This is a genomic window from Calothrix rhizosoleniae SC01, assembly GCF_900185595.1.
Lineage (GTDB): Bacteria > Cyanobacteriota > Cyanobacteriia > Cyanobacteriales > Nostocaceae > Calothrix_A > Calothrix_A rhizosoleniae.
In genome coordinates this window covers 1-3,476 of the sequence record NZ_FYBH01000206.1, presented here as the reverse complement: position 1 = coordinate 3,476, position 3,476 = coordinate 1, and the positions used below count along the sequence as shown (strand labels likewise).

The window sequence follows — 3,476 nt, the reverse complement described above, 5'->3', positions numbered from 1 at the left end:
ATCACTCATGGTTTTTCTACTATTCAATAATTCTAATATTCAAACGAACATTTGAATGATATCACAAAAAAAGTTCATTCTAAACAACATTAGAATGACTTACTCAGCAAGTTGCTTTAAGGTATAGAAAAGAACTTCAGCTATGCGTTGGTCTTTAAGGGAATAGTAAGCTAGCTTGCCGTCGTTTCTATACTTTAAAATTTTGAGATCGCGTAATTTCCGCAGGTGATGAGAAGCAGATGCAATCTTGACATCAAGCAGTGAAGCTACATCACACACGCAAAGCTCTTGACCATTGCTCAGAGCGTGGAGAATCTTTAAGCGCGACTTATCAGCTAAAGCACTAAAAAGAATTTGAGCATTTTCGATAGTATCATCTCCCGGTAGTGCTTCACCAACCTGAGTAACTAATTCCGAGTTAAAACACCGGGTTTGGCAAATGTCGCTTTCCTTGGCTTTGGTCACAAATCTTGACGCACACGAGATTTTACAACTTAATTATAACAGTCGATAATTAGGGTTTATTTTTGTTACTACCCAAAAAAAGCCTTCACATCAAACCAAAATATTGATAAAGATTAACAATCAAAGTAAGGTGAAACGAATGAACTACTCTACACTCGAGTGGTTTAATTTAGAACATTAATTAACTATCAACAATAGTATTTGAGCACTTGTAGCAGTTTTCAAACTTTGTGCAATACAGTTAATAACCTCACCCTATCCTATTCTTACTACGATAGCTTTGTTTTTTATTGAGAAGAGGTTTAAAGATAGGACGGATGGCGATCGCCATTATCAGTGCTAATATGATAACGATTATCGTTCTTGCACAGGAATGGCTAGTAAAGTAGATTTAGCGATTATTGGTGCTGGTCCCCAGGCTTTAACCTTAGTTACCCATTTATTGCAGAAACGGCAGAAAATACGCTCAAAAATAGCGGTATTTGACCCTAGTGGTAGATGGTTGAGTCAATGGCAACAGCAATTTGCGGCTTTAGAAATACCACATTTACGTTCCCCTGCGGTTCATCATCCAGACCCCAATCCCTTTGCTTTGCGGAAGTTTGCGGAATCTCGTTCCCATGAGTTATTTCCTCCCTACGATTTACCAGGAGCTGAGTTGTTTGATGATTTTTGTGGGGATGTGATTCGTCGCTGGGATTTAGAAAACGCGGTTACACCAGGGAAAATCACTCGTATTCAACCATTACCCCATTCCTTCCGTCCCCGGTTGGGTTTGTGGTTGAAGGATGGGAAATCAATTATTGCTCGACGGGTGGTGTTAGCAACTGGTAGCAGTCAACCCCAAATACCGGATTGGGTGAGTCAGATTCAGACACCCTATCCCCAAGATAGATTATGCCATTCCCAATTCATAGATTTACGGAAGTTGCAATTGGCTGGTGAAAGAATATTAATTGTGGGAGGAGGATTAACAAGCGGACATTTAGCCATTGGTGCTTTATGTCGTATGGCTAAAGTTGACATACTCATCAGACGACAATTACAAGAAAAAATATTTGATGCGGAACCGGGTTGGTTGGGACCAAAGTATTTGAAAGGGTTTTTTGCTGAGTCTGATTTTCACCAGCGATGGAAGATGATTCAGTCAGCAAGAAATGGTGGTTCTATGACCCCTGCAATAGGGATTCAGTTAAGGAGGAAAGTACGTCAGGGTAAGGTAAGAATTTATGAAAATACTCAAGTAGTTAAGGCTGAATGGTTAGGGAATTACTGGTTAATTAAGACTAATCAGGGGGAAGAATACGAATATGACAGGATTTGGTTATCCACAGGAACCCGCTTTGATGCAAATTCTCAACCCCTGTTAGAGGAGGTTTTACAAGCCTATCCCATTCCTGTGGTCAATGGTTTACCTATTTTGGATGACAATTTGTATTGGCGTGGTTGTCCCTTGTTTATTATGGGTGGATTAGCAGCTTTACAAATTGGACCAACAGCCAGAAATTTATCTGGTGCGAGAATGGCTAGTGAGAAGTTAGAAAAGGCAATTATTAAATCTACTGTTGCTCCTTATCAAGCTAAAATTGCTTGAAATTGGGTGAATTATATTTGGTTATGGTGCAAGGTATTACTTACCTTATACAAATTTACGAAAGTCTTGATACATATACATATAGATTATCTGTAGGGGTTTAGCAATGCTCATTAGTGTCAACTTCAGGGGGTAAATCCGAAAGAAAGCTGGGTGGAAGTGTCAATTTGTCGATGACGCTTACGCCTAGTATTCTGTCAAGAACTAATTGACGGATAGAGGCGCTTCAATTTAATCCGGGCATCTTCGGTAGTAAATTGCCAATCTACTTTACTTTTGAGTTCATTTCTGTGTTGTTCCCAGACAGCAATTTCCTGTTTCAAAACATCTTTGTGAGCAATACATCGGTCAAGGCATTGTCGGTTTAAAACACTCAACTCAATTTCAGCCATATTCAACCAACTTCCATGCTTTGGAGGGAGTATAATAAAACTCGATTTGAGCGAGAATTCGTCTGGCTTCATATGGTGGAAAAGCCTTGTAAAGAGACGCTCTCATGTGAGTATTCAGGTTATCCTGAGCGAGTTGAATTTTTTTGGCTTGGGGATAGCATTCGTCAACCAGATATTTTATTTGTTGAGTGTAGTCAATTTGGGTACGTTGGTCTGTAACTTCTACGTGCCTCCACCCGACTAAAGGCTCAAACATCATAAATAAATTGCAAACCCCTTCCCTTTGATATTCATAATCATAGCGTTTGGCTTGTCCTGGTTCTGCTGGCAGAGGTTTTCTCACTTCAGAAATTAATTGCTTTGAGCTTTCATCGAAGCAAACTAAGGGATAATCGGGGTCATAGAGACGAGTATACAGCTGTAGAATATCTTCCATTTGGCAGACCTGCCTCAGCATTCCCTTCCGGGGGAATCACCCAAGATTCCTTCAACCAAGGCTTAATTTCGTTTTTTTTAGAACTTGTCGCACACTTTCATGGGAAATGCTCTCTACATATCCCAATGTCACTATCTGGTCTGCCAATAATCGTAATGTCCAACGGCTACATCCCTCTGGTGGGGTGCTGCAAGCCGTCGCTACTAAATGTGCTTCTGCTTCTCCATCTAGCCGTCGTAACTTCAACGAATGTCGCTGACGCGGTACAAGGGCATTGTCTAAACTTTCTTCTACAAACCTTTGTCGCACACGCTCAATAGTTCTGGTGCTGATATTGAAAACATCGCTGATGTCTTGATCTTTCCATCCCCCATCTGGGTGATTTACATCTGCTTTCAACAGGATATGAGCATGATTGATTTTGGCGGCGGCGGCTTTACCAGTTTTAGTTAATTTTTCTAGACTTTGGCGTTCTTCAGGAGTCAGGGAGACAATGTATCGTTTTGCGGGCATAGCTTATATAATCCTGGAAATATATCTCCCAGTATCCGTCAAAATGCGTTTGACAGACTACTAGTACTTATCCCTC

General features: G+C 40.6%; 2 protein-coding genes and 1 pseudogene. 1 reads left to right on the top strand and 2 read right to left on the bottom strand.

Annotated features, from left to right (window positions below; genetic code table 11):
• Positions 1–99 precede the first annotated feature (99 nt).
• Positions 100–465, bottom strand: coding sequence for an ArsR/SmtB family transcription factor (locus tag CALSC_RS12825; RefSeq protein ID WP_088241735.1), 366 nt, complete (start codon positions 463–465; stop codon positions 100–102).
• A 373-nt stretch (positions 466–838) separates the two neighbouring features.
• Between CALSC_RS12825 and CALSC_RS12820 the strand changes: the two genes are divergently transcribed.
• A complete protein-coding gene (locus CALSC_RS12820) occupies positions 839–2,059 on the top strand; it encodes an FAD/NAD(P)-binding protein (protein ID WP_088241734.1) in 1,221 nt (406 codons plus the stop codon).
• A gap of 197 nt (positions 2,060–2,256) precedes the next feature.
• Here the strand turns inward: CALSC_RS12820 and CALSC_RS25915 are convergent.
• Positions 2,257–3,400, bottom strand: a pseudogene (locus CALSC_RS25915) (IS630 family transposase).
• Positions 3,401–3,476 lie beyond the last annotated feature (76 nt).

Excerpts from the sequence above, each read along its gene's own strand:
- CALSC_RS12820 (WP_088241734.1), top strand. The coding sequence starts at position 839 with ATGGCTAGTAAAGTAGATTTAGCGATTATTGGTGCTGGTCCCCAGGCT.